This window comes from Streptomyces aurantiacus, assembly GCF_027107535.1.
Lineage (GTDB): Bacteria > Actinomycetota > Actinomycetes > Streptomycetales > Streptomycetaceae > Streptomyces.
In genome coordinates, this window is the sequence record NZ_CP114283.1 from 3,436,212 (window position 1) to 3,463,025 (window position 26,814).

At 72.7% G+C, this 26,814-nt stretch carries 24 protein-coding genes; 16 read left to right on the forward strand and 8 right to left on the reverse strand.

Annotation, left to right across the window (positions count from 1 at the left end; genetic code table 11):
* Positions 1-127 precede the first annotated feature (127 nt).
* From O1Q96_RS17010 to O1Q96_RS17025, 4 genes are read left to right on the forward strand one after another with little or no spacing between them, the layout of a single operon-like run.
* Positions 128-727 carry a 2Fe-2S iron-sulfur cluster-binding protein gene (locus tag O1Q96_RS17010; RefSeq protein WP_269248981.1) on the forward strand — a complete coding sequence of 200 codons (600 nt, stop codon included), beginning with the start codon at positions 128-130 and terminating at the stop codon, positions 725-727.
* On the forward strand, positions 724-1,716 hold the full coding sequence (locus O1Q96_RS17015; RefSeq protein WP_269248982.1) for an FAD binding domain-containing protein: 993 nt from the start codon (positions 724-726) through the stop codon (positions 1,714-1,716). Before O1Q96_RS17010 ends, O1Q96_RS17015 begins: the two co-directional genes overlap by 4 nt.
* On the forward strand, positions 1,713-3,845 hold the full coding sequence (locus tag O1Q96_RS17020; RefSeq protein ID WP_269248983.1) for a xanthine dehydrogenase family protein molybdopterin-binding subunit: 2,133 nt from the start codon (positions 1,713-1,715) through the stop codon (positions 3,843-3,845). The genes O1Q96_RS17015 and O1Q96_RS17020 overlap by 4 nt, the downstream gene beginning before the upstream one ends.
* Positions 3,838-5,007: an XdhC family protein gene (locus O1Q96_RS17025; protein ID WP_269248984.1), complete on the forward strand. Its 1,170-nt coding sequence runs from the start codon at positions 3,838-3,840 to the stop codon at positions 5,005-5,007. Before O1Q96_RS17020 ends, O1Q96_RS17025 begins: the two co-directional genes overlap by 8 nt.
* 195 nt (positions 5,008-5,202) lie before the next feature.
* Here O1Q96_RS17025 and O1Q96_RS17030 read toward each other — a convergent pair whose 3' ends face one another.
* Positions 5,203-7,476, reverse strand: coding sequence for a heavy metal translocating P-type ATPase (locus tag O1Q96_RS17030; protein ID WP_269248985.1), 2,274 nt, complete (start codon positions 7,474-7,476; stop codon positions 5,203-5,205).
* A gap of 255 nt (positions 7,477-7,731) precedes the next feature.
* Here O1Q96_RS17030 and O1Q96_RS17035 point away from each other — a divergent pair, with 255 nt between their 5' ends.
* The 7 genes from O1Q96_RS17035 (at position 7,732) to O1Q96_RS17065 (ending at position 14,233) form a co-directional block, all read left to right on the forward strand.
* Positions 7,732-8,718 (forward strand): hypothetical protein, encoded by a 987-nt coding sequence (locus O1Q96_RS17035; RefSeq protein ID WP_269248986.1) that lies wholly within the window; start codon positions 7,732-7,734, stop codon positions 8,716-8,718.
* Between the two features lie 123 nt (positions 8,719-8,841).
* Positions 8,842-9,828 (forward strand): 1,2-phenylacetyl-CoA epoxidase subunit PaaA, encoded by a 987-nt coding sequence (gene paaA, locus O1Q96_RS17040; protein WP_269248987.1) that lies wholly within the window; start codon positions 8,842-8,844, stop codon positions 9,826-9,828.
* Complete coding sequence (paaB, locus tag O1Q96_RS17045; protein ID WP_269248988.1) at positions 9,825-10,169, forward strand: 1,2-phenylacetyl-CoA epoxidase subunit PaaB; 345 nt, start codon at positions 9,825-9,827, stop codon at positions 10,167-10,169. The genes paaA and paaB overlap by 4 nt, the downstream gene beginning before the upstream one ends.
* A 10-nt stretch (positions 10,170-10,179) precedes the next feature.
* Entirely contained in the window at positions 10,180-11,007 is an 828-nt protein-coding gene (paaC, locus tag O1Q96_RS17050; protein WP_269248989.1) for a 1,2-phenylacetyl-CoA epoxidase subunit PaaC, read from the forward strand.
* A complete protein-coding gene (gene paaD, locus O1Q96_RS17055) occupies positions 11,001-11,516 on the forward strand; it encodes a 1,2-phenylacetyl-CoA epoxidase subunit PaaD (RefSeq protein WP_269248990.1) in 516 nt (171 codons plus the stop codon). Before paaC ends, paaD begins: the two co-directional genes overlap by 7 nt.
* Entirely contained in the window at positions 11,516-12,691 is a 1,176-nt protein-coding gene (gene paaE, locus O1Q96_RS17060; RefSeq protein ID WP_269248991.1) for a 1,2-phenylacetyl-CoA epoxidase subunit PaaE, read from the forward strand. The genes paaD and paaE overlap by 1 nt, the downstream gene beginning before the upstream one ends.
* A 177-nt stretch (positions 12,692-12,868) precedes the next feature.
* Complete coding sequence (locus O1Q96_RS17065; RefSeq protein WP_269248992.1) at positions 12,869-14,233, forward strand: FAD-dependent oxidoreductase; 1,365 nt, start codon at positions 12,869-12,871, stop codon at positions 14,231-14,233.
* A 153-nt stretch (positions 14,234-14,386) separates the two neighbouring features.
* On the opposite strand, the gene O1Q96_RS17070 is transcribed toward O1Q96_RS17065, so the two are convergent.
* Both O1Q96_RS17070 and O1Q96_RS17075 read right to left on the reverse strand, forming a co-directional pair.
* Positions 14,387-15,091, reverse strand: a complete 705-nt coding sequence (locus O1Q96_RS17070) for an HAD family hydrolase (RefSeq protein WP_269248993.1) — start codon at positions 15,089-15,091, stop codon at positions 14,387-14,389.
* A 44-nt stretch (positions 15,092-15,135) separates the two neighbouring features.
* A complete protein-coding gene (locus tag O1Q96_RS17075) occupies positions 15,136-15,612 on the reverse strand; it encodes an Lrp/AsnC family transcriptional regulator (RefSeq protein ID WP_269248994.1) in 477 nt (158 codons plus the stop codon).
* Between the two features lie 257 nt (positions 15,613-15,869).
* Here O1Q96_RS17075 and O1Q96_RS17080 point away from each other — a divergent pair, with 257 nt between their 5' ends.
* Complete coding sequence (locus tag O1Q96_RS17080) at positions 15,870-17,357, forward strand: FUSC family protein (protein WP_269248995.1); 1,488 nt, start codon at positions 15,870-15,872, stop codon at positions 17,355-17,357.
* A 366-nt stretch (positions 17,358-17,723) separates the two neighbouring features.
* Complete coding sequence (locus O1Q96_RS17085; RefSeq protein ID WP_269248996.1) at positions 17,724-18,773, forward strand: lactonase family protein; 1,050 nt, start codon at positions 17,724-17,726, stop codon at positions 18,771-18,773.
* A gap of 118 nt (positions 18,774-18,891) precedes the next feature.
* Here O1Q96_RS17085 and O1Q96_RS17090 read toward each other — a convergent pair whose 3' ends face one another.
* The 4 genes from O1Q96_RS17090 to O1Q96_RS17105 all read right to left on the reverse strand — a co-directional run bounded on the left by O1Q96_RS17090 (position 18,892) and on the right by O1Q96_RS17105 (position 22,921).
* On the reverse strand, positions 18,892-19,815 hold the full coding sequence (locus O1Q96_RS17090) for a sirohydrochlorin chelatase (protein ID WP_269248997.1): 924 nt from the start codon (positions 19,813-19,815) through the stop codon (positions 18,892-18,894).
* 119 nt (positions 19,816-19,934) lie between these two features.
* A complete protein-coding gene (locus O1Q96_RS17095) occupies positions 19,935-20,993 on the reverse strand; it encodes an N-acetylglucosamine kinase (protein WP_269248998.1) in 1,059 nt (352 codons plus the stop codon).
* A complete protein-coding gene (locus tag O1Q96_RS17100; protein WP_269248999.1) occupies positions 20,990-21,667 on the reverse strand; it encodes a uracil-DNA glycosylase in 678 nt (225 codons plus the stop codon). Before O1Q96_RS17100 ends, O1Q96_RS17095 begins: the two co-directional genes overlap by 4 nt.
* Before the next feature lie 168 nt (positions 21,668-21,835).
* Entirely contained in the window at positions 21,836-22,921 is a 1,086-nt protein-coding gene (locus tag O1Q96_RS17105; RefSeq protein WP_269249000.1) for a WD40/YVTN/BNR-like repeat-containing protein, read from the reverse strand.
* A gap of 201 nt (positions 22,922-23,122) precedes the next feature.
* Between O1Q96_RS17105 and O1Q96_RS17110 the strand changes: the two genes are divergently transcribed.
* The 3 genes from O1Q96_RS17110 to O1Q96_RS17120 all read left to right on the forward strand — a co-directional run bounded on the left by O1Q96_RS17110 (position 23,123) and on the right by O1Q96_RS17120 (position 25,615).
* On the forward strand, positions 23,123-23,689 hold the full coding sequence (locus O1Q96_RS17110; protein WP_269249001.1) for an Rv1733c family protein: 567 nt from the start codon (positions 23,123-23,125) through the stop codon (positions 23,687-23,689).
* A gap of 159 nt (positions 23,690-23,848) precedes the next feature.
* A complete protein-coding gene (locus O1Q96_RS17115; RefSeq protein ID WP_269249002.1) occupies positions 23,849-24,763 on the forward strand; it encodes an RNA polymerase sigma-70 factor in 915 nt (304 codons plus the stop codon).
* 108 nt (positions 24,764-24,871) lie between these two features.
* Positions 24,872-25,615: an SDR family oxidoreductase gene (locus O1Q96_RS17120; RefSeq protein ID WP_269249003.1), complete on the forward strand. Its 744-nt coding sequence runs from the start codon at positions 24,872-24,874 to the stop codon at positions 25,613-25,615.
* An 18-nt stretch (positions 25,616-25,633) separates the two neighbouring features.
* Here O1Q96_RS17120 and O1Q96_RS17125 read toward each other — a convergent pair whose 3' ends face one another.
* Positions 25,634-26,713, reverse strand: a complete 1,080-nt coding sequence (locus tag O1Q96_RS17125; RefSeq protein ID WP_269249004.1) for an NADH:flavin oxidoreductase/NADH oxidase — start codon at positions 26,711-26,713, stop codon at positions 25,634-25,636.
* Between the last annotated feature and the right edge of the window lie 101 nt (positions 26,714-26,814).

The window sequence follows — 26,814 nt, forward strand, 5'->3', positions numbered from 1 at the left end:
CGCCCGTCTCTCGATTCCCCCTGTCATTCGTCCTTTCCCCTTCGTCTTTCGTCTTTGTGTCTCCTGTTTCCTCCGCCAGCCGGACCGTCCTCGCGATGTGGTCCGGATCCGCGAAAGAAGGCTGACCATGGCCCCAGAGTCCTCGTCGACGTACAGCGACATCACCTTGAACATCAACGGGGAGAAGCACACGCTCAGCGTCGACCACCGCACCACCCTGCTCGACGCCCTGCGTGAGCGCCTCGACCTGACCGGTACCAAGAAGGGCTGCGACCAGGGGCAGTGCGGCGCCTGTACGGTCCTGATCGACAAACGCCGGGCCGTCGCCTGCCTGCAACTGGCGGTGGCGGCCGAGGGCCGGGAGATCACCACCATCGAAGGTGTCGCCCAGGGCGAGCAACTGCACCCCGTACAGCAGGCGTTCCTCGACCTCGACGGCTACCAGTGCGGCTACTGCACGCCCGGCCAGATCTGCTCGGCCGTCGCGGTGATCGAGGAACACGCGGCCGGCTGGCCGAGCGCCGCCACCGACGACGTACGCCCCGAAGCGGGGCCGCCACCGCTGACCGCCGAGGAGATCCGGGAGCGGATGAGCGGCAACCTGTGCCGCTGCGGCGCGTACGTGTCGATCGTGCAGGCGGTCGCCCGCGCGGCCGCGGCCGACGAGCGGACCGCTGGGGCCGCGCAGGACACACAGACCGTGAAGCACGAGGAGGCGGCGGCATGAGGGAATTCGGATATGAGCGCGCCGTCGACGTCTCAGGCGCTCTCGCGCTGCTCGACGCCGACCCGGACGCCCGGTTCCTCGGCGGCGGCACCAATCTCGTCGACCTGATGAAGACCGGCGTCGAGCGGCCCGGCCGGCTTGTCGACGTACGTGAACTCCCGCTGGACCGGATCGAGTCGACCGAGGACGGCGGGCTGCGCATCGGAGCGACCGTCACCAACAGCGACCTCGCGGCCCACCCCGACGTGCGCCGGCGCTACCCGGCCCTGACCCAGGCGGTGCTGGCCGGCGCCTCCGGGCAGCTGCGCAACATGGCCACCGTCGGCGGCAACCTGCTGCAGCGCACCCGCTGCGGCTACTTCACCGACGTGAGCAAGCCGTGCAACAAGCGCGTCCCCGGGAGCGGATGCCCCGCGAGGGAGGGCGAGCACCACAACCACGCGATCCTGGGCGCCTCCGGCCACTGCGTGGCCACCCACCCCTCCGACCTGGGGGTGGCGCTGGCGGCCTTCGACGCCGTCGTCTCCTACGAAACGGCGGACGGGCCGGGTCGGTTGCCCTTCTCCGAGTTCTACCTGCCGGTGGGTGACACCCCGCACCTGGAGACCGCCCTGCCGCCGGGAGCACTGATCACCGGCGTCACCCTGCCGCCCGCCCCGGTGGCCGCCGCCTCCCGCTACCGAAAGGTGCGCGAGCGGGCCTCGTACGCCTTCGCGATCGGCTCGATCGCCGCCGCACTCGACGCCCGGGACGGCGCCGTACAAGAGGTGCGCCTGGCCTTCGGGGCGGTCGCGTCCCGCCCGTGGCGGGCCCGCACGGCCGAACGGGCCCTGACCGGCGGGCCGGCCGACGCCGAGGCCTTCGCCGCCGCCGCGGACGCCGAACTGGCGGCCGCCAGGCCGCTGCCACACAACGGATACAAGGTGACACTGATGCGCAACCTCGTCGTCGCCGTCCTGAGCGAACTCGCCGAGGAGGCCGCCCGATGACCACCACCACGACCGGGACCCCGGCCACGAAGAACGCCGTCGGCACCGCCCACACCCGGGTGGAGGGCCGCGACAAGGTCACCGGCGCCGCCCGCTACGCGGGAGAGATCCCCTTCGCCGAACTCGCCCACGGCTGGCTGGTGCTGTCGACGGTCACCAGGGGCCGCGTCCTCTCGGTGGAGAGCGCTCCGGTCCTCGGGATGCCGGGCGTCCTGACCGTCCTGCACCACGGGAACGCCCCGCGGGTCGCGAGCGACTACATCGGCCTGCTCGGTGTCCCGCCGGACCCGACCGTCGCCGTCTTCCAGCACGACCGCGTGCCGCACGCCGGCTGGCCGGTGGCGCTGGTCGTCGCCGAGACCTCCGAACAGGCCAGGGAAGCCGCCGAGGCACTGGTGGTGCACTACGAGGAGGAACCGCACGACGTCGACTTCACCGGCGACCACCCGGACGCCCAGCCGGTGACCGGCCCGAGCGGACCGGGGGTGACGGAGAAGGGGGACCTGGAGGGCGAACTCGCGGCGTCCGCCGTCGTCCTGGACGCCGAGTACACCACGCCGCAGGAGCACCACAACGCGATGGAGCCCCACGCGGTGACGGCCCTGTGGGACGGCGGCCGGCTCGAGGTCGTGGACTCCAACCAGGGCACGATGTGGGTCGCGGACGAGCTCGCGAAGCTCTTCTCGCTCGATCCCGCCTCGGTGCGGGTGCGGTCCGAACATGTCGGCGGCGGCTTCGGGAGCAAGGGCGTCCGCGCCCACCAGGTGTCCGCCGTGATGGCGGCGACCGTCCTGTCGCGCCCGGTCCGGGTCGTCATGACACGCCGTCAGATGTTCTCGATCGCCGGCTACCGGAGTCCCACGACCCAGCGGATCAGGCTCGGCGCCGATGCCGGGGGACGGCTGCGCGCGCTGGAGCACAGCTCCCTGAGCCTCACCTCGACCGTGCACGAGTTCATCGAGTCGAGCGCCGGTGTGGCACGGGTGATGTACGACGCCCCCGCCCACCGCACCGCCAACCGGGTCGTACGGCTCGACGTGCCCACCCCGACGTGGATGCGTGCTCCCGGAGAGGCACCCGGGTCGTTCGCGCTGGAGTCGGCGCTCGACGAGCTCGCCGAGAAGTGCGGCATCGACCCGATCGAGCTGCGCATCCGCAACGAACCGGCGCGGGGCCCGGTGTCCGGCCTGCCGTTCAGCACCCGCAACCTGCCCGCCTGCTTCCGGGAGGGCGCCCGCAGGTTCGGCTGGGCGGACCGCGACCCGCGGCCCGGGCAGCGCCGGGACGGGCGCTGGCTGCTCGGCACCGGGACGGCGGCGGCATCCTTCTTCGCGGGAGCCGCCCCCTCCACGGCGGCCGCGACCGCGGAGGCCGACGGCACCTTCACCGTACGGATCAACGCCGCGGACATCGGAACCGGTGCGCGGACGGCGCTCACCCTGGTCGCCGCCGACGCCCTCCAGGTGCCGACCGACCGCGTGCGCGTGCGGATCGGCGACAGCGACTTCGGCCCGGCGATGATCGCCGGCGGCTCCATGGGCACCCGCTCGTGGGCCTGGGCGGTCACGGCCGCGGCCGAGGAACTGCGGGAGCGGCTCGTCCTGAGCGACGGCATTCCGCCCGAGGGCATCACGGTGCGGTCGGACACCACCGAGGCCGTCGGAGCCCTCGCGCAGAAGGAGCGGCACTCCTTCGGGGCGCAGTTCGCCGAGGCCGCCGTGGACGTGGCCACCGGCGAGGTGCGGGTGCGGCGCATGCTCGGCATCTTCGCCGCCGGCCGGATCGTCAACCCGCTCACGGCCCGCGGCCAGTTGACCGGCGGGATGATCTGGGGCATCTCCATGGCCCTGCACGAGGAGGCGGTGCGGGACCGGGCCACGGGCACCCACTACGGCGCCGACCTGGCGGGATACCACGTCGCCACGCACGCCGACGTTCCGCTCGTCGAGGCGGACTGGGTGGACGACCCGGACCCGGACGACCCGGTCGGGGTCAAGGGCATCGGGGAGATCGGCATCGTGGGGGCCGCCGCGGCGATCGCCAACGCCGTCTGGCACGCGACCGGTGTACGCCACCGCAGCCTGCCCATCCGTCCCGACCGTGTCCTGGAGGCGGGCCCGCATGCTTGACATCGCGGGCGAGCTGACCCGCTGGGCCGAGGAGGGCCGGGACTTCGCCGTCGCCACCGTCGTGGCCGTCGACGGCAGCGCGCCGCGCGGCCCGGGCGCCGCCCTCGCCGTCGACAGCGAGGGCACGGTCATCGGCTCGGTCTCCGGCGGCTGCGTGGAAGCGTCGGTGTACGACCTGTGCGTCCAGGCCCTCCAGGACGGCGAGACCGTCCGCGAACGGTTCGGATACAGCGACGAGGACGCCTTCGCGGTGGGCCTGACCTGCGGCGGGGTCATCGACATCCTGATCACGCCGGTGGACGCGCGGTCGCCCGCCCGCAGGGTGATCCGGTCGGCGCTGTCGGCCGCCGTCAGGAACGAACCGACGGCCCTCGCCCGGGTCGTCCGAGGCCCGGCCGAACTCCTGGGCAGGGCACTGCTGGTGCACGCCGACGGCTCGTACGAGGGGTCGTACGGCAGCGGCCCGGGGCCGGACCGGACAGGGCTGGACCGGACGGCGGCGGCCGAGGCACGGGCGATGCTGGATGCCGGACGGACCGGCACCCTCGACCTCGCGGAGGACGGGTCCCGCTGCCCCGGCGGCCTGACCCTGCTCGTCGAGTCGAGTGTGCCGCCGCCCCGCATGATCGTGTTCGGTGCGATCGACTTCGCCGCGGCGCTGGTGCGGGCCGGCAAGTTCCTCGGCTACCACGTGACGGTGTGCGACGCGCGTCCCGTCTTCGCCACCCGGGCCCGCTTCCCCGAGGCCGACGATCTCGTCGTCGACTGGCCGCACCGCTACCTGCGGCACACCGCGACCGACGCACGCACGGTCCTGTGCGTCCTCACCCACGACGCCAGGTTCGACGTGCCCCTGCTGACGGAGGCCCTGCGGATGCCGGTCGCGTTCGTCGGGGCGATGGGGTCGCGCCGCACCCACGCGGACCGTGAACGACGCCTGCGTGAAGTCGGGCTCGGCGAGGACGAGTTGGCCCGGCTCAGGTCGCCGATCGGCCTCGACCTCGGCGCCCGTACGCCCGAGGAGACCGCCCTGTCCATCGCGGCGGAGATCGTCGCGGCGCGACGCGGTGGAACGGGCGCCCCGCTCACGGGCTCGGCAACGCCGATTCACCGCGACACGGGCCAGCGGAACGTGCCGGCGCGGGCGGCGCAGGCCGCCTGAAGGCCGGGGAGGGCGGCGGGTGCGGCGAGGCGGTCCGGTGACACGGGCCGCCGGGAGACGTACGAAGGCCGCAGCGACGCCCCCGCCCGCCCCCGGGGCATGCCGGCATGACCGCCGGACGCGTCGTCCCGGCCGCCGTGGGCCCGCAGCGGCGGGCGAGCGGCGCCGGGGCGGCACGGCGATCGTCCGGGGGAGTCAGGCGGCCGCCCGGAAGGAGCGCAGCCGCAGGGAGTTGCCGACGACGAAGACGGAGGAGAAGGCCATGGCCGCTCCGGCGATCATCGGGTTGAGCAGACCGGCCGCGGCGAGCGGCAGCGCGGCCAGGTTGTAGGCGAAGGCCCAGAACAGGTTCGACCGGATGGTGGTCAGGGTGCGGCGCGCGAGACGGATCGCGTCGGCCGCCGCACGCAGGTCGCCCCGCACGAGGGTCAGGTCGCCGGCCTCGATCGCGGCGTCCGTCCCGGTGCCCATGGCCAGGCCCAGGTCTGCCTGCGCCAGGGCGGCCGCGTCGTTGACGCCGTCTCCGACCATCGCGACCGAACGGCCTTCGCCCTGGAGCCGCTTGACGACGTCCGCCTTGTCCTGGGGCAGCACGTCGGCGACGACGTCCTCGGGTGCGATACCGATCTCGCGGGCGACCGACAGGGCCACGGCCCGGTTGTCGCCGGTCAGCAGGATCGGGGTCAGGCCGAGCGCCCGCAGCCGTGTGATCGCCTCCGCGCTGGTCTCCTTGACCGCGTCGGCGACCTCGATGACCGCGCGTGCCTCGCCGTCCCAGGCGACCGCGACGGCGGTGCGCCCGGCGGACTCGGCATCGGCCCTGGCCGCTGCCAGTCCCGGCGGGAGTTCCATGGCCCACTCACCGAGCAGGCGCTCCCGGCCGACGAGGACGGCGTGGCCGTCGACGACACCCTGCACCCCGAGTCCGGGAACGTTCGTGAAGTCCTCGGGCGTGGGCAGCGAACCCAGTTCGCGAAGGGCGCCCTCCGCGACGGCCCGGGCGATCGGATGCTCGGAGGCGTGCTCCAACGCGCCTGCCAGGCGCAGGACTTCGGACTCGTCGGTGTGGGCAGCGGTGTGCACGGCCAGCAGCGTCATGCGGCCGGTGGTGACGGTGCCGGTCTTGTCCAGGACGACGGTGTCGACGCGGCGGGTGGTCTCCAGGACCTCGGGGCCCTTGATGAGGATGCCGAGCTGGGCGCCGCGGCCGGTGCCGACCATGAGGGCGGTGGGGGTGGCGAGTCCCAGGGCGCAGGGGCAGGCGATGATCAGCACGGCGACGGCCGCGGTGAAGGCGGCCGTCAGGCCGGATCCGTTGCCCAGCCAGAAGCCGAGCGTGCCCAGCGCCAGGGCGATGACGACCGGTACGAACACGGCGGAGATCCTGTCCGCGAGGCGCTGGGCCGCGGCCTTGCCGTTCTGCGCGTCCTCCACCAGCCGCGCCATCCGGGCCAGTTGGGTGTCGGCGCCGACCCGGGTGGCCTCGACGACCAGGCGGCCGCCCGCGTTGAGCGTGGCGCCGGTGACGTGGTCGCCGGTGGACACCTCCACCGGCACGGACTCACCAGTGAGCATCGAGGCGTCCACCGCCGAGGATCCCTCGACGACGGTCCCGTCGGTGGCGATCTTCTCGCCGGGGCGCACGAGGAAGCGGTCGCCGGCCACCAGGTCCTCCGTGCGTATCAGCTCCTCCCGGTCGCCCCGGAGGACGGTGACCTCCTTGGCGCCCAGGTCCAGCAGCGCCTTCAGCGCGGCACCCGCCCTGCGCTTGGAGCGCGCCTCGAAGTACCGGCCGGCCAGGATGAAGGCGGTGACCCCGGCGGCGGCCTCCAGGTAGATGTTCCCGGCGCCGTCTCCGCGGGCGATGGTCAGCTCGAAGGGATGCGTCATGCCGGGGGTGCCCGCGGTCCCGAGGAACAGGGCCCACAGCGACCACACGAAGGCCGCCGTGGTCCCCACCGAGATCAGGGTGTCCATGGTGGCCGCCCCGTGCCGGGCGTTGGTGAACGCCGCCTTGTGGAACGGCCAGGCCGCGTACGTCACGACGGGTGCCGCAAGCGTCAGGGACAGCCACTGCCAGTACTCGAACTGCAGCGCCGGAACCATCGCCATCGCGACGACCGGGACGGCCAGCACCACGGCGGTGGTCAACCGCTCGCGCAGCGGCCGCAGTTCGTCGTCCGCCTCCCTCGTGGCCTCGTCGTGTCCGGGTCGCGCGGGTTCGGGGACGGGTTCGTGCGCGGTGTACCCGGTCTTCTCTACGGTGGCTATCAGGTCCTGCACCGCGACCTCACCGGTGTGGGTGACCTTGGCCTTCTCGGTGGCGTAGTTGACGGTGGCGGTGACCCCGTCCATGCGGTTGAGCTTCTTCTCGACACGCGCCGCGCACGAGGCACAGGTCATGCCGCCGATGACGAGTTGCGTCTCAGTACCGGTCGGCGTCCCAGTGCCGGTCGTCGTGGTGGTCATGGCTGCTCCTCGTGGCGGGAGGTGGACGGCCGGGCCCCGGAGCCGGGATCACCCGGGGGCACGGACTCGGGTCCCCGCCTGTACGGTGGGGCCCATATACGGGGTAGGGGTATTTCTGCTCCCGACCTGTATACCCCTGGAGGGTATTAGGCGCAAGCTGCGCAAGAGTCTTGACTTAATACCCCCTAGGGGTATGTTGAAATGCATGGAAGGGCCCGCACCATGACACGGGCCCCCTGTCCTCGGGAGATGACCATGCAGACCGGAGTCAAGATCACCGCGTTCGCCGCCGCACTCGCCGCGACCTTCGGCACTGCCTACGGAGTGGGCCGGGGCATCGATCCCGTCGTCACGGAAGCGAAGCCCGCCGGTCACGGCACCCATGCCGAGGCCTCACCCGCTCCCGAGGGGGGTGGGGATCACGCGGAGCACGAGCCCGCGGGGGAGGGGCGGCAGGCTCCGGCCGGCGGACTGCAGATCTCGGAGGGCGGCTACACGCTCGACCTGAAGACTCCGCGCGTCGAGGCCGGTCGGCCCGCCGACCTGCGCTTCACCGTCCGGGACGGGAACGGCCGCGCGGTCACCTCGTACCGGCGCGAACACGACAAAGAACTCCACCTCATCGTCGCCTCCCGTGACCTGGTCACCTACCGCCACCTTCACCCCGCCCGCGCGGCCGACGGCACCTGGAGCATCCCCGTCGAGCTGCCCCGGGCGGGCGGCTACCGGGTCTTCGCCGACTTCACCCCGGCGAAGAAGGGCGCCGAGAACCTCACCCTCGGCGCCGACCTCGCGGCCTCGGGCCCGTACGAACCGAAGGACCTGCCCGCCCCGAGCGCCACGGCCGAGACCGGCGGGTACGAGGTCGAGCTGACGGGCGGACTGCGCCCGGGCGCGGCCGGTGAACTGAAGCTCGAGGTGTCGCGCGACGGCAAGCCCGTCACCGATCTGCAGCCCTACCTCGGCGCCTACGGCCACCTCGTCGCCCTGCGCTCCGGCGATCTCGCGTACCTCCACGTCCACCCCAACGGGGAACCGGGCGACGGCAGGACCGAGCCGGGCCCGGGCATCTCGTTCACGGCCACCGCGCCCAGCGCCGGCGCCTACCGCCTCTTCCTCGATTTCCAGCACAAGGGGGTGGTGCGCACCGCCGCGTTCACCGTCCACGCCGGTGACGCGGCCGACGGCGGTGGCGGGCGTGGCGAGGTCGTCGAGGGCGGCTCCGGCAGTCACCGGCACTGAGGTGGCGCCACCGGCGCCGTCGGGCCGGATGCGCCCTGTTCGCTTCCCCGTGGGGTCTTGCCCGGCTGCCGGAAAGGCGTCACACTGGTACCGAACGAATGGTCGGTAGGGAAGCTGGTATCGATGACCACGACACACTCCGCCGAGACGCCCCTCCCGGAGCAGTTGTTGCAGGAGCACTTCGACGCGACGATCGCGCGGGACCAGCGGATCGAGCCCCGCGACTGGATGCCCGACGGCTATCGCAGGACGCTCGTCCGGCAGATCGCGCAGCACGCGCACTCGGAGATCATCGGCATGCAGCCCGAGGGTGAGTGGATCACTCGCGCCCCGTCACTGCGCCGCAAGGCCATCCTGTTCGCGAAGGTCCAGGACGAGGCGGGGCACGGGCTGTACCTGTACTCGGCCGCCGAGACGCTGGGCGCCGACCGCGCGGACCTGACCGAGCGCCTGATCCAGGGCCGCCAGAAGTACTCGTCGATCTTCAACTACCCGACGCCGACGTTCGCCGACGTCGGCGTGATCGGCTGGTTCGTGGACGGCGCGGCGATCTGCAACCAGGTGCCGCTGTGCAGGAGTTCGTACGGCCCCTACGCGCGCGCGATGGTGCGTATCTGCAAGGAGGAGTCGTTCCACCAGCGGCAGGGCTACGAGCTGTTGCTGACCATGATGCGCGGCACCGAGGCGCAGCGGACCATGGTCCAGGAGTCCGTGGACCGCTGGTGGTGGCCCTCGCTCATGATGTTCGGCCCGCCCGACGGCGACTCGCCCAACTCGGCGGCCTCGATGGCCTGGAAGATCAAGCGGCACAGCAACGACGAGCTGCGTCAGAGGTTCGTCGACATGACGGTCCCGCAGGCCGAGAAGCTCGGCGTGACGCTCCCGGACCCGGAGCTCCGCTGGAACGAGGAGCGCGGACGCCACGACTTCGGCACCCCCGACTGGGCCGAGCTCAAGCGGGTCATCGGCGGCGACGGCCCGTGCAACGCCGAGCGGGTGGAGCGTCGCAGGTCCGCCCACGAGGAGGGCACCTGGGTACGGGAGGCGGCCACGGCCCACGCGGCCAAGCAGGCGCGGCGCGCGCACGGACACGAGGGAGCTGTGGCATGAGCGACTCCGTCCCGGGCGTCGGCCCGGCCACCACTGCGGACCCGGCCCAGGCCACCGCGAAGGGCGACTGGCCGCTGTACGAGGTCTTCGTGCGCGGCAAGCGCGGACTGAACCACGTCCATGTGGGCTCGCTGCACGCCGCCGACGACACCATGGCCCTCACCCACGCACGCGACCTCTACACCCGTCGCAACGAGGGCGTCTCGATCTGGGTGGTGCGCTCGGAGCACATCGCCGCATCCACCCGTGACGAGAAGGACCCGTTCTTCGCGCCGAGCGCCGACAAGGTCTACCGCCATCCGACCTTCTACGACATCCCCGACGACGTCCCGCACATCTGAGGAGCAGGGCATGAGCGACGACCATGTCTACCTGTCCCTCGCCGAGGGGCACGAGGACGACACCCGCTGGGCATACGGCACCGGCTTCGAGGACCCGCTCCACGGGGTGGACACCACCGTGCCCGCGGGCATCGACGCCGGCCTGCTGGCCGCGGACTGCGTGGCCCTCGCCGACGACGCCCTGGTGAGTGCCCAGCGGCTGGCCGAGTGGACCACCCGCGCCCCCGAGCTGGAGGAGGAGGTCGCGCTCGCCAACATCGGCCTCGACCTCCTCGGCCAGGCCCGCCTGCTGTACGCACGGGCGGGCCAGGCAGACGGCACCGGGCGCGGCGAGGACGCGTACGCCTACTTCCGGGACGCCGAGGACTTCGGGAACGTACGCCTGGCGGAGCTTCCGGGCGGGGACTTCGCGTTCTCGATCGTGCGGCTGCTGGTGCTGTCCAGCTGGCGGCTCGCGCACTTCGAGGAGTTGTCGTCGCATCCCGACCCCGTCCTCGCGGCCGTCGCGGCGAAGGGCGTCAAGGAGCTGACGTACCACCGGCAGTACGCGGCCGAGTGGGTCGTGCGCCTGGGTGACGGCACCGAGGAGTCGCACCGCCGTACGCGCAGGGCGATGGAGCAGGTCGCCCCGTACTTCGGCGAGTTGTTCACGGCGTACGACGTACGGGACGAGGTCGTCGGCGTCCTGCGGCAGGTCACCGAGGCCGCCGGGCTGCCCATGCCCGTGTACCGGCCGCTGCCCGGCACCGGGCGGAGCGGAGAGCACACCGAGCATCTCGCGCCGCTGCTGGCCGAGTTGCAGAGCGTGGCCCGCGCACACCCGGGGGCGACATGGTGACCGTACTGACAGGCCTGCGGCATGCCCGGCACATCGCCGAGCAGGTGCCGGACCCCGAACTGCCGATGCTGACCCTCGCCGACCTCGGAGTGCTGCGCGCGGTCGAGGTGACCGGCGACGGGACCGTGGTCGCGAGCCTCACGCCGACCTACTCGGGCTGCCCCGCCATGGCCGAGATGCGCGCGGACGTGGCGGCACGGCTGCGCGGCGCGGGGTACGCGCGCGTCGAGATCCGTACGGTCCTGGACCCGCCGTGGACGAGCGACTGGATCACTGCGGAGGGCCGTCGCAAACTCACCGAGCACGGGATCGCGCCACCGGGCGCCGCACCCGGGCGAGCCGCCGGTCCGGTGCCCCTCGTGCTGTCTCCCGTCCGCCGCACGGTGGCGTGTCCGCGCTGCAGTTCGGCGGACACCGAGGAGACCTCCCGTTTCGCCGCCACGTCGTGCAAGGCGCTGTGGCGCTGCCGCGCCTGCCGCGAGCCGTTCGAGTACGTCAAGGAGATCTGATGGAAGGCCTGAAGGAAGAGCCGACGGGCGGTCCGAAGGACCAGGCCGCCCCGACTTCGGGCCCCGCGCCGGCCGTGTCCGCTGCCGGGCCTGCGATGCGTCCGCGGGTCCGCCGCCGTCCGGCCTTCCACGCCCTGCGGGTCGCCGCCGTACAGCCGCTGTGCGAGGACGCGGCCGCGGTGAGCTTCGAGATCCCCGAAGGGCTGGCGGCGGAGTTCGACTTCGCACCCGGTCAGTCCCTGACGCTGCGGCGCGAGGTGGACGGCCGGGACGAGCGGCGCTCGTACTCGATCTGCTCGCCCGCCGGTTCGGTTCCCCGCATCGGTGTGCGCGTGGTGCCGGGCGGTCTGTTCTCGGCGTGGCTCGTGCGCGAGGTGCGCCCGGGCGACACCGTGGAGGTGATGGCCCCCACCGGCACGTTCACGCCCGACCTCAGCGCACCCGGCCACCACGTGCTGATCGCGGCCGGCTCCGGTGTCACGCCGATGCTCTCCATCGCCGAGTCCGTCCTGGCCGCGGACCCGCGCTCGACGGTCACCCTCTTCTACGGCAACCGGCGCACGGCCACCGTGATGTTCGCCGACGAGCTGGCGGATCTGAAGGACCTGTATCCGGCCCGGTTCCAGCTCGCCCACGTGCTCTCCCGCGAGCCCCGGGAGGCCGAGGTGCTGTCCGGCCGCCTCGACGCGGACCGGCTCTCGGAGCTCCTCGGCTCACTGGTCGACGTGAAGGCGGCGGACCACTGGTGGCTGTGCGGGCCGCACGGCATGGTCCTCGACGCCCAGCGGGTCCTGAGCGGCCTCGGCGTCCCCGGCGGCCGCGTCCACCGGGAACTGTTCTACGCCGACGACGAACCCGTACGAGAGGTGCGTCACGAGGAGACCGCCGTGCAGGGGCCCGTCAGCCAGGTCACCGTCACGCTCGACGGCCGCTCCACCACCTCCGCCCTGGTCAGGGAGCGGAGCATCCTCGAAGGCGCTCAGCGGACCCGCCCCGATCTGCCCTTCGCCTGCAAGGGCGGCGTCTGTGGCACCTGCCGTGCGCTCATCACCGACGGCAAGGCCGACATGCGCCGCAACTTCGCCCTTGAGAACGCCGAGGTCGACGCGGGGTACGTCCTCACGTGCCAGTCGTATCCCGTCTCCGAGACGCTGACCGTGGACTTCGACAGCTGAACAGGCCGCGGGCGGACATCGGACCGGCACGGAGGGAGTGCCGGTTCGTCTCCGCGAACCCCTACTCATAAGTCAGGCTTATGAGGTCATAGGTCCAGCCCGGCTACAGACTTAGGCTTGCCTTAGTTTAGGCTCCCCGGTGAGTACTCCTGATCACCGCTCGAAGGGAACCTGATCATGCCTCGCCCCCTGCGGGTAGCCATAGTCGGAGCCGGCCCCGCCGGGATCTACGCCGCCGACGCGCTGTTGAAGTCCGCAGTGGCCGCCGAGCCCGGTGTCTCCATCGACCTCTTCGAGCGGATGCCGGCCCCCTTCGGCCTGATCCGCTACGGCGTCGCACCCGACCACCCCCGCATCAAGGGCATCATCACCGCCCTGCACCAGGTCCTCGACAAGCCGCAGATCCGCCTCTTCGGCAACGTCGACTACCCGGGCGACATCAACCTGGACGACCTGCGCGCCTTCTACGACGCGGTGATCTTCTCCACCGGGGCGACGGCCGACCGGGCGCTCGACATACCCGGGATCGGCCTCGAAGGCTCGTACGGCGCCGCGGACTTCGTCTCCTGGTACGACGGGCACCCGGACGTGCCGCGCACCTGGCCGCTGGAGGCCGAGAAGGTGGCCGTCCTCGGCGTCGGCAACGTCGCGCTCGACGTGGCGCGCATCCTCGCCAAGACCGCGGACGAACTGCTGCCGACCGAGATCCCGCCGAACGTCCACGAGGGGCTCAAGGCCAACAAGGCCCTGGAGGTCCACGTCTTCGGCCGTCGCGGCCCGGCGCAGGCGAAGTTCAGCCCGCTGGAGCTGCGGGAGCTCGACCACTCCCCGAACATCGAGGTCATCGTCGACCCCGAGGACATCGACTACGACGACGGCTCGATCGCGACCCGGCGCGGCAACAAGCAGGCCGACATGGTCGCGAAGACCCTGGAGAACTGGGCGATCCGCGACACCGGCGACCGCCCGCACAAGCTGTTCCTGCACTTCTTCGAGTCGCCCACCGAGATCCTCGGCGAGGACGGCAAGGTCGTCGGCCTGCGCACCGAGCGCACCGCCCTCGACGGCACCGGCAACGTCAAGGGCACCGGCGAGTTCAAGGACTGGGACCTCGGCGCCGTCTACCGCGCCGTCGGATACCTGTCCGACAAGCTGCCCAAGCTGCCCTGGGACGTCGACTCGGGCACGGTCCCGGACAAGGCCGGCCGGGTGATCGAGGAGACCGGGCAGCACCTGCGGTCGACGTACGTCACCGGCTGGATCAGGCGCGGCCCGGTCGGCCTGATCGGCCACACCAAGGGTGACGCCAACGAGACGGTCGCGAGCCTCCTCGACGACCACGCGAACGGCCGTCTGCAGACCCCCGTCGCCCCGGAACCCGAGGCGGTGGACGCGTTCCTCGCCGAGCACGACGTCCGCTACACCACGTGGGACGGCTGGTACCGCCTCGACGCCGCGGAGAAGGCGCTGGGGGAGCCCCAGGGCCGCGAGCGGGTGAAGCTCGTCGAGCGCGAGGACATGCTCAGGGCGAGCGGCGCGTAGGCGCGGGAGTCGCAGGTTCGGTTCATCAGGAGGGGCCCCGCTGTGACAGCGAGGCCCCTCCTGCGATTGTGTTCCCGGTTTCCGCTCCCGGGCATGTGCTCGGCCGGCCGACGCACGGCCGCCGTGCCCCCGGCCCGCAGGGCGTCCACATGTTCAGGCCGGCGGAGCCTTGGGCCCACCCCGGCGGAGCCACTCGTAGGCGGCCCGGGCCGTGAACTCAACCTGGCCGCCCCGCAGAAGCAGTTCCGCCGTCGCGAACGCCGGGTCGTCGGCCTGCGCCGCGAGGTACGGGATCGCGACGCACCGCATGCCGGCCGCGTGCGCCGCCGTGACGCCCGGCGCGGCATCCTCGAGGACCACGCACTCCCCGGGCACCGCTCCGAGCCGGCGCGCCGCCTCCACGAACACGTCGGGAGCGGGTTTGCCGTGGGCGACCTCCTCCGCCGAGACGACGGTCCGCAGGTACGCGTCCAGGCCCGTGCCCGCCAGGATCGCCTCGATGGCCCGGCGCGAGGACCCCGAGGCCACGGCCATCGGGACTCCGTCGCCGGCCAGCAGCTCCACGAACTTCCGCATCTCGGGGTAGACCGCGGTGGACGCGCCGGCCAGCTCCAGATAGCGGCGGTTCTTGTCCGCGAGGAGCACGTCGAGCGGGGCGTCGAGGGAGTACCGCTCCTTCCACAGCGTGACCGTCTCCTGGGTGCTGATGCCGACGTACCGCTCGTGGTCGGCCCAGCTGAAGTCCGTGACGCCCTGCGCGGCGAGTGTCCGGCGTCCCGCCTCGAAGTAGTTCGGCTCGCTGTCCACGAGTGTTCCGTCGAGATCGAAGATGATCGAAGTGCCGCCGAGAGTGCTCATGAGGTCCAGGATGCCCAGGGCGACTGCGGGCGTGGCGCCCGAGGTCAGCTGCGGGCCTTGCGTCCGATCGCCTCGACCAACGGCAGCACCCGCTGCGGTACCCGCTCGCGCAGTGCCACCTCGGTGCGCGTGCGGACGACACCCGGCATGCTGATCAGCGCCTGGATCACGTCCTCCAGATGCCCGTTGTCCCGGGCGACGACCCGGGTCAGCAGATCTCCGCCACCGGTGATCGAGAACGCCTCGATGATCTCCGGCACGGCGGCCAGGGCGTCCCCCACGTCGTCGAGATGTCCCTGGGTGACCTCGATGTGCACGAACGCGAGCACCGGATGGCCCAGCGCGGCGGGGGAGAGCGTGGGCCCCGTACCGGTGATCACTCCGTCCCGCTCCAGCCGGTCGAGCCGTGCCTGCAGCGTGCCGCGGGCGACGCCGAGGACGCGGGCGTACTCCCGCACGCTGGTGCGCGGTTGTTCGAGGAGCAGTCGGAGGATGCGGGTGTCGAGCTGGTCCACGGCCATGGTCCGTTGGCCTCCCTGCGGTCTTGGCTGATCGTTTCCGACTGTACCAATGGCTCAGTCGATCGGCTGCCTGTTGAGCCACCACCCGTCCCTTGCCTAACGTGTCGGTATTGATGGCGCCGCGAAGCGCCGGACGGCAAGGAAGCCGGACCGGACCCGCGGCGCCATTCCCATGCCCTGAGCGCCACGACCGTCGCGTCGTGCGCCGACGGGTGCGACCGACACGAGACAGGGGCGGGCTGCCGACGGTGAAGAAGATGTTCATGGCTCCGGATCCGGGCCTGGTACGGCTGCGGATCTCGCTGCGGGCGGTGCTCGGCATCGGCCTCGCGGTGACCGCGTCGGAGCTCGCCGGACTCTCGCTGCCCGCCACCATCACCGGTGGCCTCACCGCACTCCTCGCGCTGTTCACGGTCGGCGACCCGACCGTGCGCGGTCAGGCGCTCACCACCGCCCTGCTGCCCGCCGTCGGCTTCCCCGTCCTCGCCCTCGCGGCCGTGCTGCACGCCGTGCCGACGGCGCGCGACGCCATCTGGCTCGCGGTGGTCTTCTGCGGGGTGTACGCCCGCCGCTGGGGTCCCCGCGGCCACGCGCTCGGCATCTTCGCGTTCATGACCTTCTTCATCACCCAGTTCCTGCACGCGGTCCCCGGCCAGCTTCCGCAGCTGTACGCCGCGATGGCGCTGGCGCTGGCCGCGTCCTCGGTGGTGCGTTTCGGCGCGTGGTGCATCGAGCGGCGCACTCCGGCGCCGGTCACGCCCGCCGTGCCGGCCGGCCGCGGCCTCTCCCGGCCGACCACCCGCCAGGCCTTCCAGGCGACGGTCGCCTGCGCGTTCGCGATGGCGGCGGGCCAGGTCCTCTCGCACGAGCGCTGGTACTGGGCCGTCGGCACCGCCTGGTGGATCTTCGTCAACACGTCCTCGCGCGGCGAGACCCTCGTACGCGGCTTCCGGCGCGTCGTCGGCACGGTCACCGGCATCGCGGCCGGGCTGCTGGTCGCGGTTCCCCTGGACGGCGCTGTGGCGCCCACGGCGGCGATCGTGGCCGTCTGCGTCTGGGGCATCTTCTACACGGCGCCGCTCTCGTACAGCTGGATGATGTTCTTCGTCACCGTGATGGCGGGCCTGCTCTACGGGCTGCTCGGTGTCCTGCACCCGGGTCTGCTGGGGCTGCGCCTCGCGGAGACCGGCGCGGGCGCGCTCGGCGCCGCACTCGCCGTCGCGCTGATCCTGCCGGTCACCACGCACGCGGTCACCGACCGCTGGGTGGGCCAGGCCGTGCGTGCCGTGCACGGCTGCACCGCGGCGGCGGCCCGGCGCCTCGCCGGCGATCCTGCCGCCGACCCCGCGCCGTCGGCGGCGGAACTGGAGGTGCTGCTCGGCCGGGTCAGGTTCGCCCTGGCCCCGCTCGTGCATCCCCTGAACCCGATACGGGCACGCAGGGCCCGGGCCCTGCGGGTGCTGACCCTCCTCGACGACTGCGCCCGGGAGGCGCGCGGCCTCGTGGCCGTCGCGGCCGATCCGGACGCCTCGCACGACGCACGCCTCACCGCCGCCTGCGGGCGTGTCGAGGCGGCGGTGGAGGTCCTGGTCGGCGCGGTGCCGGAAGGCGCCGTGACGGCGACGACGGGCGTGCCCGGCCACCACCCCGGCGCCGAGCAGGCCCTCGCTCACCTCCACGGCCTGGAACGCGCGCTCGCCTCACTGGCCACGCCACTCCGCCGCTCCTCGGCCGTGGGAGCCTGAACACTCGTCGCCTGCGCACCCGTCGCCTGCACACCCGCCGCGGAATGCGAGCCGGCTGCCCCGCCCTCCGGCAGCTACAGGGACCACCGGCCGTGCGGAGGGCGTACACGGGCCACGAGCCACGGGCCGATGGTCCCTGCGGCTGCCGGATGTGTTGGTCCCTGCGGACCCCTGCGGACCCCTGCGGACCCCTGCGGACGCGGCCCGCCCGGGCGGGCCGCGCGGGAGCGGTGCGTGGCGTCCCGCCCGCGTGCATCATCGGAGGCGTGCGCGCGGTCGTGCGGCGGGGCGGAGGGTGTCCCGTTTGGTCTAGGCCTTTGGCTGCTACCGTCGCCACCCAAGGAATTGCACCGAGAGGGGACGGCAGTGGCGGACGGCGGCGGACGGCAGCGACGGGCGTACATCGGCTCCTTCACGGCGGCAGGGGGCCTCGGCGTCCTCACCGCCGCCGTGGACGAGGAAACCGGCGCGCTGGCGCTGCTGAGCGCGGTGAACACCGTCGCCGACCCCTCGTACCTGGCCCTGTCGCCCGCCGGGGACATGCTCTACGCGGTGAGCGAGACGGCTCAGGGCGCCGTCGCCGCCTACCGGGTGAAGGGTGACGAGCCGTCCCTCGCCGGCCCGTTGGTCCCGGTCGGCGGCAGCGGACCCACACACCTGAGCCTCTTCGACGGGCACGTGCTGACCGCCAACTACGGCTCCGGCAGCGTCAGTGCCGTGCCCGTACGCCACGACGGGAGCCTCGCCGCCGTCTCCGACGTGCTGAGCCACGAGGGCGCGGGCCCCCACACGCAGCGCCAGCAGGGCCCGCACGCCCACCACGTCCAGCCCGACCCGAGCCGCCGGTGGGCCGTGAGCGTCGACCTCGGTACCGACTCGGTGCGGGTGTGCGCGTTGCGCGACGGCGCGCTCGCGCTGCACCGGGAGATCGCGCTGCGGCCCGGCTCGGGGCCCCGCCACCTGGCGTTCCACCCGGACGGCGAACGCGCCTACGTCCTCAACGAACTCACACCGACCGTCACGTCCTGCCGCTGGGACGCCGTCAAGGGCGCGCTGAGACCGGTCGGCGAGACGCCCGTGCTGCCCGACCTCCCGGACGGCGACGCCTACCCCTCCGGCATCGTCGTGTCGCCCGACGGCCGCTTCGTGTGGACCGCCACGCGCGGCCAGGACGTGATCTCCGTGCTCGTGCCCGGCGCGGCCGACGAAGGGCTGCGGCTGGCCGCCACCGTGTCGTGCGGCGGCACCTGGCCGCGGGCGCTCGCACTCGACCCGGCGGGCCGCTTCCTGTACGTGGCGAACGAGCGCTCGGGAAGCGTCGCGTGGTTCGCGGTGGACCCCGATACGGGCGTGCCGCGGCGAGGCGGGTCGGTCAAGGCGCCCGCGGCGTCCTGCGTGGTGCTCGACCAGGGGTGACCCGAGCAGTGCCCCCGGTCCGCTCGGTTCCTCTCGGGCCCGCCGCAACCCCGAAGGGCCCGGCTCCGGAGACGGAGCGGGCCCTTCGGGGTTGATGCGCGGTTGCGGGACCTGCCGGTCAGCGGACCGGCGCGCCCTGCGGCTGCGGCGGCGCGATGCCGAGCGCCGTCGTGTACTTGGCGAGCGCCAGCTTGCCGATCGCCGGGTACGGACCCAGCGCCTCGGCGGCGGAGCAGCCCGCCTCCTTGGCGGCGTCCTCGAGCAGTCCCGGGTCGAGCTCGGGGCCGATCAGGTACGGAGCGAGCGCCAGGTGCTGGGAGCCCGAGGAACGCAGCTGCTCCGCGATGGCCGCGATCGAGCCCTCCTCGTCCAGCGCCGCCGCCATCACGGGCACGGCGAGCCTGGCGGCGAGCAGCATGCCCGTGATCCCGGCCGCCTGCACGGCCTCGCTGCCGCCCACGGACGCCAGGATGATGCCGTCCGCGGCCGTCGCCACGGTGAAGAGCCGGGCGCGGTCGGCGCGCGCCAGACCCGCCTCGGACAGGCGCACGTGCAGCGCCTCGGCGAGCAGCGGGTGCGGGCCGAGCACATCGGTCAGTTCGGCCGCGACGCGGCTGTCCATGACGGCCTGGCGGACGCGGCGCAGCAGCGCGCTGTCCGGACCGGCCAGCAGTGGCACGACCACGGCGACGGGGCCGTCCGGCTCCACCGCGTCCACACCGGCCGCGCGGGCCTGCTCGAAGCGAGCGGTACGCTCCTCGGCGGCGTACGCGAGGATCGACTGGAGGGTGGGGAACTCCCCGTCGTCCCCGTCGAGGTACCCGATCCGGGCGTCGAGGCCGGGCAGCTCGGAGCGCGCGATGCTCACGACTTCCTCGACGAGGCTGCGGATCGCGGCGCTGGGCAGGCCCGGCACCGCGAGGACGAGCGCGGGCGCGCCCTCGGGAGCCGCCAAGGGCTCCGGTCGGCGGTGCCGACCGGGCTGGCGGGGTCGCGGCATTCGTACTGGCAGGCCGGACGCGGGCCCAGTGGGGGAGCTCATGGCGCCGAATGTTACTGGTTTCCTGGGCTCCCCTGTTCGGGGAGGGTGCAGGTGAGCGGTATCCGTCCGGTTTTGTCTGATGAGTTCCGTACGGATTGATCTCGCTGGTTATCCGTGGATCACGGTGAACTGTCCTGCGAACGATGGTCCGTGCCGTCCCTCACGACGTACAGCATGCTGTCGTCGCGCGGCAGCGTCAGCCGGTCCTCGGCCAGTTCGGCGGCGATGCCGACGGCGCCGTCGAGCGGGTCACCCGCGGGTGGCACCAGCCGTGCGTGCGGCAGTTGGTCCGCCAGCGCGGCCCACAGCGGTACGAGGAGCGGGTCACCCAGTTTGAACAGCCCGCCCGTGAGGGCGAGGCGGACCTCTCCCGGGGCCTGGCCGGCCCCTTCGGACCCCGCTGGGGGAACATCCGTCTCGGTGGGGCACACGGCGGCGGCCGAGTCGGCGATGTGCCGGGCCGCGGCGGCCAGGATGCCGGCCGCAGTCGGGTCGTCGCCGTCGGCGCAGGCGGCCACCTCGGGCGCGAAGGACGCGAGCACGGCCGGGCGGTCCGGGCGCGGGTAGAGCTGTCCCGGCACCGCCGTCGCCGAGCCGAACACCGCCTCGGCGCGCGCCAGGAGCGGGGCCGATCCTCCGGGGCGCCCGTCGTAGGCGCGCAACGCGGCGTCCAGGCCCGCCTGGCCGATCCAGGCTCCGCTGCCGCTGTCCCCGAGGAGATGACCCCAGCCGTCTGCCCTTCGCCAGTCACGCAGGTCCGTGCCGATGGCGATCATCCCGGTGCCGGCCGCGACGACCGCGCCCACACGCTGCCCGAGCGCACCCGTGTACGCGGCGACGGCGTCGGCGACCAGGGCCAGCCGCCGCACGCCGAGTTCGCGGGCCAGTCCTGTGGGCAGGTCGGCGCGCAGGGAGTCGCCCAGAGTGGTGAGACCGGCGGCGCCGACGGCGACGGCGCGCAGTGTCCCCACCCCGGCGTCGTCCATCAACCGGCGGGCCATCGGCACCAGTTGCTCCAGCAGATGCCCGGCGTCGATGCCGCGCGGCCCGGTGCGCACCGGCACCCTGGACGTGAGCGGCGCCAAGACACCGCCTCCGTCGACGGACAGGACGACCCGCAGCCCGGACCCGCCGGAGTCCACACCGAGCACGCCCGACCCGCCGACGGGACCGGTCACGGCAGCCGCCAGTCCACGGGGTCGCCGCCCTGTTGGGCCAGCAGGTCGTTGGTTCGGCTGAAGGGCCGCGAGCCGAAGAAGCCGCGGTCCGCCGACATGGGTGACGGATGCGCCGACTCCACCGAGGGAAGGTCGCCCAGCAGCGGCCGGGCGTTGCGGGCGTCGCGGCCCCACAGGATCGACACCAGAGGGCGTCCCCGCGTGGCCAGTGCCCGTATCGCCTGCTCGGTGACCTCTTCCCAGCCCTTCCCGCGGTGCGCGGCCGGACGCCGCGGCGCGGTGGTGAGCGCCCTGTTGAGCAACAGCACGCCCTGCTGGGTCCAGGGGGTCAGATCGCCGTTCGACGGCGGGGGAACTCCCAGGTCGGTGCTCAGCTCCCGGTAGATGTTGATGAGACTGCCGGGCAGCGGCCGCACCTCGGGCGCGACCGAGAACGACAGTCCCACCGCGTGTCCCGGTGTCGGATAGGGGTCCTGGCCGACGATGAGGACCCGGACGTCGTCGAAGGGCTGTTGGAAGGCGCGGAGAACGTTCGGGCCCGCCGGGAGATAGGTGCGTCCCGCGGCGATCTCCGCGCGCAGGAAGTCCCCCATCTCTGCGATCCGTCCGGCCACTGGTTCGAGGGCTTTGGCCCAGCCCGGTTCGACGATTTCATTCAACGGTCGTGGTGCCACGGCGTCACCCTACTGCCGTACACGGGCGGTGGATCAACCGGAGGGCGCCGCACGGCCCGAGGTGGTATGTGCGGTGCCTGTCACGGCTGTTGACGCTCAGGCAGGTGTCGCGGTTCGTACGGGCACCGGGGACCGGCCGGGTGCCGGCGGCCGGTCGCGGGCGGGAGCTCAACCGATCACCGCGGCCCGGACACAGAGCACGTCCGGCAGATGGGACGCCAGCTGCTGCCAGCTGTCGCCGTCGTCGGCCGACGCGAACAACTCGCCGTTGCGGTTTCCGAAGTACACGCCCGCAGGGTCGGCGTCGTCCGTGCACATGGCGTCGCGGAGCACCGTGCCGTAGTGGTCCTCCTGGGGCAGGCCCGCCGAGAGCGGTTCCCAGCTCTTGCCCGCGTCCGCGGTGCGGAAGACGCGGCACCGGCGGTCCGCCGGGATGCGGTCCGAGTCGGCGTTGATGGGGAAGACGTACGCGGTGTCCCCGCGGTGCGGATGGGTGGCCGCGGCGAAGCCGAACGTGGACGGCAGGCCCTCGCCGATGTCCGTCCAGTGCGTCCCCGCGTCGTCGCTGCGGTACACGCCCCAGTGGTTCTGCAGGTAGAGACGGTCCGGTGTCGCCGCGTCCCGTGCGACCTTGTGGACACACTGGCCGAACTCCGGGTCCGGATCGGGCAGGAACACCGCCGAGACACCGGAGTTGGACGGCTCCCAGCTCTCCCCGCCGTCCTTCGTGCGGAAGACACCGGCAGTGGAGACGGCGACCGTCATCGCCCGCGGATCGCGGGCGTCGGTCAGGACCGTGTGCATACCCTCCCCGCCGCCGCCCGGTACCCAGCGCGAGCGGGTGGGGTGCTCCCAGAGAGGGCGGACGAGCTCGAAGGACTCGCCACGGTCCGTCGAGCGCCACAGCGCGGCCGGCTCCGTGCCCGCGAACACGACGTCCGGTTCGGCCGCAGAGGGGTGGAGCTGCCAGACCCGCTCCAGCGAAGCCCCGGTGTCCTGCGGGAACTTGACGGCGGCCTTCGCCGGTTCGGTCCAGGTACGGCCCAGGTCGTCGGAGTGGAACACGGACGGACCCCAGTGCGCGCTGTCGCCGCCGACGAGAAGCCGTGGGACGTCGGTCCGGGTGTCGACGGCGATCGAGTACACCGCCTGCGCGTTGAAATACGGGCTGTCGTCGAACTCCCAGGCGCCGCCGCGCCGCCGCCCGATGAACAGTCCCTTGCGTGTGCCTACCGCGAGCAGTACCTCGGCCATGCCGACCACCTCCGGACGTCGTTGTCTCAGATACGGGCCCAGTCTGCACCCAGGCACTGACAGTCACCCCCGGACGTCATATCGGTGCAGGTCAGGGCGTTTCTCGCGGGGTGTCGGCGATGTGGGGCACATCTCGTGAGCATCGTGGTCGCCGCTCCCGTATGGGAGGGCATCCCGTGTGCGTGAGGAGAGGGGCCTGCGATGGCGTTACGTGGTCCGAGGGTGCTGCTGTGGCGGTGGTGGCCCAACCCTCTGCGGCGTAGGAGCGACAAGCTCGAGGCCTGGACCGTGCTCGCCGTGTGGCTCCTCGCCCTGCTCGCCGGGACGCTCGCGGGACTGGCCGCGGCGCGGTCGGTCGAGCACAGCCTCGCCCGGGAGCGCGTCGAGTGGCGCCCCGTGCTCGCGCAGCTCACCGAGCGTGCGCCCGGCACCGCCTCCGGTCCCGAGCGGGTGTGGGCCGAGGTGCGCTGGTCCGCCGCCGACGGCACCACGCACGAAGGGCAGACCCGGGTCGAGCCGGGCAGCACGGCGGGCACCCCGGTCAGGGTGTGGACCGACCCTGAGGGCCGCCTCGTCACCAGACCCGTCACGGAGGCCCAGGCGAGCCTGCGGGCCGGACTGATCGGAACACTGCTGGGTGTGATCGCGGCGGCCGTGCCCTTCGCGGGCGGGCGGCTGGTCCGGGGCCGCCTGGAGCGGCGGCGGCTGGACCAGTGGGACGCGGAGTGGGCGCGGGTCGGTCCGCAGTGGGGGTGGAAGACCGGCTGACCTGACCTGACCTGACCGGCCGAGGCCGATGGGGAAACGATTCGGCGCCGGTGTTCCCTCCCGGGCACGGGGTGCGCCGTGTCCGTGGCCCGGTCCGGGCCCGTGAAAGAATCTGCGGGTTCACCGGAGGGGCACCCAGCGGCGGAGGAACGAGCGGCGATGCACTCGGACCACCAGGAGAAGGGTGCGCTGGACGAGGCCGCGTCGGTCTTCGTCGGCGTACGGCGGCAGCTCTTCGGCATCGCCTACCGGATGCTCGGAAGTGCGGTGGAGGCCGAGGACGTGATCCAGGAGGCCTGGCTGCGCTGGCAGTCGACGGACCGGACGGTCGTGGCGGACCCGCCCGCCTACCTGGCCACCGTGGTGACGCGCCTGGCGATCAACGTCGCCCGGTCCGCGCGGGTGCGCCGTGAGACGTACATCGGCCCCTGGCTCCCCGAACCCGTGGACACGAGCGCCGACCCGCAGCTGGGGGCCGAACGCGGCGAGGCGCTGGAGCTCGCTGTGCTCCATCTGCTGGAGAAGCTGACGCCGACGGAGCGGGCGGCGTACGTCCTGCGCGAGGCCTTCGACTACCCGTACGAGCAGATCGCGGCCATCGTCGAAACGGGCCTGGCCAACGCCCGGCAGCTGGTCAGCCGGGCGCGCAGGCGGCTCGCCGCCGAGCGGCGCGAGCCGGTGGACGCGGGCGAGCACCGGCGTCTGTTCGAGGCCTTCCTGTCGGCCGCCAGGACCGGTGATCTCGCGGCGCTCGAAGAGCTCCTCGCCGACGACGTCGTCAGCTACTCGGACGGCGGGGGAGTGCGTGGCGCGTCGAGGGTCCCGGTGTCCGGCGGTGCCCGGGTGGCCAGGTACCTGGCGGCCTTCACACCGAGGTTCTGGCCCGGTGCCGGGATCGAGTGGACGGAGGCGAACGGCCGGCCCGCCGTGCTCGTCTCGCACGAGGGGCGCGCCACCGCTCTGCTGTCCCTCGACGTGTCCGCGCAGGGCGTCGACCGGATCATGTGGGTGATGAACCCCGTCAAGCTCGACGGGTACGTCCGGTCGCTCCCCGGAGCACGCGGGGCCTCGTAGGAGGCGGCGACCCGAGGAGACGGGCCGGGCTGTCACAAACCCGGACCCTGTCCGGTCTACCTGGTCAGCAGGTCCGATTCCGTCGGACCGAACCGGAAAGGTCGCACCATGAAGATCGTAGTGATCGGCGGTACCGGGCTCATCGGGTCGAAGCTCGTCGCCAGGCTCGGGGCGGACGGCCACGAGGTGCTCCCCGCCTCCCCGAACACGGGCGTCAACAGCATCACCGGAGAGGGCCTGGACGACGCCCTGAAGGGCGCCGCGGTCGTCGTCGACGTGTCCAACTCGCCCTCCTTCGAGGACAACGCGGTCCTGGAGTTCTTCCGTACGTCCACCGCCAACCTTGTCGCGGCCGAGGCGGCGGCCGGCGTGGGACACCACGTCGCCCTGTCCGTCGTGGGGAGCGAACAGCTGCCCGCCTCGGGCTACCTGCGTGCCAAGGTCGCCCAGGAGGAACTGATCAAGGCTTCCGGCATCCCGTACTCCGTCGTCCGCGCCACACAGTTCTTCGAGTTCGCGAAGGGCATCGCCGCCGGGGCCACCGAGGGCGGCACGGTCCGGCTGCCCTCCTCGCTGGTCCAGCCGCTCGCCTCCGACGACGTGGTCGCGGCGGTCGCCCTGGCCGCCGTGGGGGATCCGCTGAACGGCACCACCGAGGTGGGAGGCCCCGAGGAGATCCGCCTCGACGAGTTCGTCCGCAGGGGCCTGGCGGCCGAGGAGGACCCGCGGGAGGTCGTCACCGACGAGTCCGTCGGCTACTTCGGCGCGCACCCCGAGGGGCGCGAGCTTCTCCCCGGCCCGGGCGCCCACCTCGCCGGGACCGGCTTCGCCGACTGGCTCGAACGGCGGTAACGGCCTCCGCGGCGCCTCTCAGACAGAGCGGTGGTACTGGTCCGGCACGTGCACGTCGCCCCCGAGCTCGCGGGCCGCGTGCCGGGCCCAGGAGGGGTTGCGCAGCAGTTCCCGGCCGAGCAGCACGGCGTCCGCCTCGCCGTTGGCGAGGATCTTCTCGGCCTGCTCGACATCGGTGATGAGGCCGACGGCGGCGACCGCCATGGACGTCTCGTCCTTGACGCGTGCGGCGAAGGGGACCTGGTAGCCGGGCTCGAGGGGGATGCGTACGCCGGACGCGTTGCCGCCCGAGGACACGTCGATCAGATCGACCCCGTGGGCGGTCAGTTCGGCGGCGAAGCGGACCGTGTCGTCGGCCGTCCAGCCGTTCTCCTCCAGCCAGTCGGTGGCCGAGATGCGGAAGAACAGCGGCTTGTCGTCGGGCCACACCTCACGTACGGCGTCCACGACCTCCAGGGCGAGGCGTATCCGGTTCTCGTACGAGCCGCCGTACGCGTCCGTGCGCCGGTTGGAGTGCGGCGAGAGGAACTCCCCGATCAGGTAGCCGTGGGCGCCATGGATCTCGGCGACCTCGAAACCGGCCTCCAGCGCGCGCCGCGCGGCGTCGGTGAACTGGCCGACGACCTCGCGGATGCCGTCCACCGTCAGCTCGGTCGGCACGGGGTGGTTCTCGTCGAAGGCGAGCGGGCTCGGACCGACCGGCTGCCAGCCGTGGCTGTCGGCACCGACCGGCGCGCCGCCCTTCCAGGGACGGTCGGTCGAGGCCTTGCGGCCGGCGTGGGCGAGCTGGATCGCGGGAACGGTGCCCTGGGACACCAGGAAGCGCGTGATCCGTCGGAACGCCTCGGTCTGGGTGTCGTTCCAGATGCCCAGGTCGTAGGGCGAGATCCGGCCCTCGGGGCTGACCGCCGTGGCCTCGACGATGATCAGGCCGGTGCCGCCCACGGCACGGGCCGCGTAGTGAGCGAAGTGCCAGTCGTTGGGGACGCCCGTCGACGGGCCCTCAGGCGCGGCCGAGTACTGGCACATCGGCGGCATCCAGACCCGGTTCGGGACGGTCAGCTCGCGCAGGGTGTAAGGCTCGAAGAGCGCGCTCACGGCGGACTCCAATCTTGGCGGGGCTCCGTTGACTACTCGTACGATAGGCATCGTAGTACGGCGAATGTCAAACTACGAGAGTTCTCGTACAATGAAATCTC